We start from the raw sequence: 4,031 nt of genomic DNA, 5'->3' as shown, positions 1-4,031 counted from the left end.
GGTTGTTGGGGCTGGCTTAACCGCAGGAATTGGAACAGCGGCTTATGGGGCGTCTAATGCAGGGGAAGGGATTCATAACATCCAACTTGGAAATGCAGGGGATGCCCATACGAAATCCTATAATCTCATCCGAGATACGCTTTTCATGGGGAATGACAAGCTGTATCATGATGTTGGGAATGTCTTTGTGACAGCGAGTGCCATCATGATTCCCATAGGGCAGACTCAGAGCGCTGTCAAGGGCTTGACCCAGTTTGCGATAGGGGAAGCCGGTGCCTATACAGCGGGTCAGGTTGCCTATCATGGGACCAAGCTCCTAGGTGGAAGCGAAGAAGATGCCCAAACCGCAAACTTTATCGGGAATATCGTAGGAGGTTATGCGGTCTCCTCAGCAGCCAGCAAGTTTAGTCTCAATAAGGTGTCCACCAATCCAAGAGAATATAGTTACAATATGATTGAAAATTCTGGGCCACTACTAGAAATTAATGAAACTGCAGCTAAAAGTTTCGCTAGCGGTAAATATAATGTGAAAATATTAGAAGAGGATACGGTCTTTTTTAGAGCAGGAAATTCTGACAGTCCTTTAGGACAATATTATACAAGGGATATCCCTGAGTCAGTAATAAAAGTTAGGATAGAGTCCGCAGTTAAACCTCAGTGGATTGATAGGGATACAGGAGTCTTAACAGGTACATCAGAATTGACTGATATCTATGCTACTAAGTTCCCAAAAGGTACCGTCTATTATGAAGGTCCTACAGGATCTCAAGGAGGAGTATATATTGGTGGCAAAGAACAGATATTTATCAATAAACCCTGGACTATTGATGGAATTCTTAATAATACAACACATCTAGGAGGAATAAGGTGATGGTAAATTTCAAAGAAGAACTAATAGAATTGTTAATTGACTTATTAGGGATTCTATCAGAACATAAGCAGCGTCATAATGTTAATTATTTTATAGGGACGCTTAAAAATATGATAGCAATCATACAAAATATAGAAAATCCTGAACTCCCAAATGAATGTATAGAGAAACTTCGAAAAATGTACAAAAGTATGTTTTTCCCAAGAGACGGTTTATCGGATTTTTATATTCTTGATTCTGATGCTACATATATGACAAAATGTAATACTCAATTTTCGTCATTATTAAATAGAATTGATGCTTTATTAGAAGAATGAGGAAGTTAATGTTAGATTTGAATCTTTTATATAATATATATAAAGAAAATAACAGGGAGTCAGACTGGAAGAAATTTGCTATTGCTCTTTCAAAATCATATTTGTTGGTACCTTTTACTACAATTGATAGCTCTGATATTCTAATCACATTAAATGGTAGCGATGGTAGACAGTATTTGCCTATATTTACTGATTTTGAATCTATCAATTTATCTAGTTCATTATTTAATAAAAGTGTTAAGTTCGCCAAAGTAGATATAGTATATATTTATAAATTTCTAGAACGTAATTCACCTGTAAAATATGTTGTATTGAATCCTTGTGAAATCAGTGTTTTTATGGACAAAGATTATATAGAATCGATATTATCTTTAATCAATTCACGTAAAATACTTTTTGGAAAGCCAATTGAGGATACAACGTTGATTGAAAAAAAGCTTTCAAATATTTTTAAGGAAATTCCTTCAGTTAATAATGTCTTTTTCGTAAAGATACTAGTGAAAGAAGAAAGTAGTTACTTACTAGTCATAGATTCTGATGACTCTCAAAATGAGCTACTTCTTTTTGAGAAGATTTCTAAAAAAATTGCGAGTCATAAAATAGACTCTGATTGTCCTTTTGATCTGATATCAAGCAATACAGAGTTAGGAGAAGAAATAATGAAGGATAATCCTCCCATTTACACTCGCTAATATTTTTAAAAGGAAGTACCAAAAAGATGCTCATCATTGCTCGTGTGATTGTAGCACCAGTCAAAGGAGATATCTATCGTTTTGACTACGGGGCTTGCCTCTATCCCGAAGGGATGGTAGGCGATAGCCTTATCTACTTCAATGACGAAGATATTTTTAAGGTAGTTCAAGAGGGTTATAGTGATGAGGATAATGACCTCATGTTGGAAAATATTGCTGCGGTTATAGATCAGACAGAGATTCCTAAAGGAAATGTTGCTGAGTTGAATGAAGTAAATGAACTAGGAGGCTAATACATGGGGCAAATAGACTATGATCAAATCTATTATCTTCAAGGTAGAGTGAATGCCTACTCCACCAGCATCTCCTCTGCCCAATCACGGATTACGACTATCGATGAACAGTTGGAACGTCTTCGCACGGCCAAGAAGTCTGTAGGGGAAATTCAAAAAAAGGTTTATTATACTAAAAAAAGATTATTAGGAAAAATTATCAGCCTACTTGGCAAGGCAAACAAAAGGATGATTTCACCAAGCAGTGGGAAAGCTTCTCCAGTGACTACACGAGTTTTCAAACGGAGATGAATACCTTCTATGATGCCATCTGTGATGAAATCACTAGGTTGGAAAATCAAAAGATTGAAGAAAATGGCCTTATTGGCTGTCTTCAGAGTTTGAAGAATAGTTTGGAAAATTCCATCGAGAAGCTGCTACATACGAAGGAGGGGTAAGGCCATGTATGGAACGATTCAATTATCCGAGGTTCTGTTTAACTCGCACATCGGTAGCCTGTCTAAAGCCAAGGCTAGTTTGGCAGGAGTTGGGAAACCAAGTTTTAATACGACAGCTACATCGAAAGGATTGGACTTGTATCAGGAACAATTCAATGAGCTCCACTCGCTGGTGAAGACCTATGCGACCTTGCTGGAGACAGATATCGCTTTGATGGCAGGCACAGGGAAAGAGATGTATCGGACAGATAGTGTCCTGGGTCAAAACATGTTTCCTGGTTTGCAGTAGGGAGGTGCCATGAGTTACAATATAAAATTTGATGATATTACCTCTGTTCAGGTGGAAAGTCAAAAAACGATAAATGCTTGGGGAGAGTCCGTTGCGAGCCTAAACAAGGCCATGACAGACTTCATCAACAATCAAAATCTCCAAGGTCAGGCCATCTCGAGTATGCGCCGTTACCTAGTAGAGGTGCATGGGACTCTTCTTCAGACTCTGGTCAACCTGATGAATGACTACTCAACTAACCTCCTGCTGTACAAGGATGGTTACTACCAGATTGATGGTGATCTTCATACAAAGCTTCCAAGTAAGGTATTTACAAACCTTCATAGTGCTTTAAAGAGCTCACGGGACGATTTGAAGAGTGAGATTGAGATCTTGAACACGACCAAGGACAAGATTTCAGACTTGGTGAGCTACGAAGGAAGCAGTCATACCAGTACAGTCATGAACTATAACTTCCTCATGAACCAGCTCAAGAACTTGGATACCTCCATCACTCAGTACGAGAGTAACCATGCGAGTCAAGATTTGGTCGCCTTTAAGGAACTTCTAGCTGCGACCAAGGCCTTGATAACAGAACATGCAGGTAAGACACGAACTGTAGGGACTTATCAGTCAGGAGATTTTGCCAAACTCAAGTCTGTTCAACGCTTTGCGATAGCCTACAAACAGGCGACCCAGCAGATGGAGAGTCGCGTTGAGCGTGTACAAGCAGCTCAGGAGCGAGACAAGGTCCGTTTTGAAGCCTTGGCTCGATCAGATAAGGGTTGGAAAGACATGGCTGTTAGCGCATTGACTATCATTGTCGGAGTGACAGCCATCGTAGTTACATTGGGCTCTGCGACTCCTTTAGTTGTTGCAGGCGGTATAGTGGGTCTTGGGACAACAGCCTATGGGGCTTCTAATATGTATGAGGCTGATCAGGATATCAAACTTGGGAATGCAGGGGATATTCAGACTAAAGCAGGAAATCCCATCAGAGATACGCTTTTCATGGGGAATGACAAGCTGTATCATGATGTTGGGAATATCTTTGTGACGGCGAGTGCCATCATGATTCCCATAGGGCAGACTCAGAGCGTTGTCAAGGGCTTGACCCAGTTTGCGATAGGGGAAGCAGGCGCCTATACAGCGG

7 protein-coding genes and 1 pseudogene are annotated in these 4,031 nt (G+C 39.9%); all 8 read left to right on the top strand.

Features of this window, described 5'->3' with window-relative positions:
• Positions 1-871 (top strand): annotated as a pseudogene (locus SK578_RS11085) (hypothetical protein); the annotation flags it as partial.
• Positions 871-1,188: a hypothetical protein gene (locus SK578_RS00030; RefSeq protein WP_004264076.1), complete on the top strand. Its 318-nt coding sequence runs from the start codon at positions 871-873 to the stop codon at positions 1,186-1,188. The pseudogene SK578_RS11085 and the gene SK578_RS00030, both read left to right, overlap by 1 nt.
• Positions 1,189-1,196: 8 nt before the next feature.
• Positions 1,197-1,880: an enhanced serine sensitivity protein SseB C-terminal domain-containing protein gene (locus tag SK578_RS00025; protein ID WP_004264066.1), complete on the top strand. Its 684-nt coding sequence runs from the start codon at positions 1,197-1,199 to the stop codon at positions 1,878-1,880.
• Positions 1,881-1,906: 26 nt separating this feature from the next.
• Positions 1,907-2,173 (top strand): DUF4176 domain-containing protein, encoded by a 267-nt coding sequence (locus SK578_RS00020; protein WP_120769989.1) that lies wholly within the window; start codon positions 1,907-1,909, stop codon positions 2,171-2,173.
• Positions 2,174-2,176: 3 nt separating this feature from the next.
• A complete protein-coding gene (locus SK578_RS00015) occupies positions 2,177-2,464 on the top strand; it encodes a hypothetical protein (protein ID WP_235228577.1) in 288 nt (95 codons plus the stop codon).
• Positions 2,356-2,610 carry a YwqH-like family protein gene (locus SK578_RS11080; protein ID WP_323754975.1) on the top strand — a complete coding sequence of 85 codons (255 nt, stop codon included), beginning with the start codon at positions 2,356-2,358 and terminating at the stop codon, positions 2,608-2,610. Before SK578_RS00015 ends, SK578_RS11080 begins: the two co-directional genes overlap by 109 nt.
• 4 nt (positions 2,611-2,614) lie before the next feature.
• Positions 2,615-2,899: a TIGR04197 family type VII secretion effector gene (locus SK578_RS00010; protein ID WP_042749648.1), complete on the top strand. Its 285-nt coding sequence runs from the start codon at positions 2,615-2,617 to the stop codon at positions 2,897-2,899.
• Positions 2,900-2,908: 9 nt separating this feature from the next.
• On the top strand, positions 2,909-4,031 hold a 1,123-nt coding region (locus SK578_RS10960), incomplete at its 3' end, for a T7SS effector LXG polymorphic toxin (protein WP_235228575.1).

The organism is Streptococcus mitis (genome assembly GCF_000722755.1).
In the GTDB taxonomy this organism is placed as follows: domain Bacteria; phylum Bacillota; class Bacilli; order Lactobacillales; family Streptococcaceae; genus Streptococcus; species Streptococcus mitis_CM.
Note: the sequence above shows the minus strand (reverse complement) of the source record. Positions and strands in the feature narration are given on the sequence as shown.

What these genes read in the sequence shown, in the direction of transcription:
- SK578_RS00015 (WP_235228577.1), top strand. Translation starts at nt 2,177, where the DNA reads ATGGGGCAAATAGACTATGATCAAATCTATTATCTTCAAGGTAGAGTG.
- SK578_RS00020 (WP_120769989.1), top strand. Translation starts at nt 1,907, where the DNA reads ATGCTCATCATTGCTCGTGTGATTGTAGCACCAGTCAAAGGAGATATC.
- SK578_RS00010 (WP_042749648.1), top strand. Translation starts at nt 2,615, where the DNA reads ATGTATGGAACGATTCAATTATCCGAGGTTCTGTTTAACTCGCACATC.
- SK578_RS00030 (WP_004264076.1), top strand. Translation starts at nt 871, where the DNA reads ATGGTAAATTTCAAAGAAGAACTAATAGAATTGTTAATTGACTTATTA.
- SK578_RS00025 (WP_004264066.1), top strand. Translation starts at nt 1,197, where the DNA reads ATGTTAGATTTGAATCTTTTATATAATATATATAAAGAAAATAACAGG.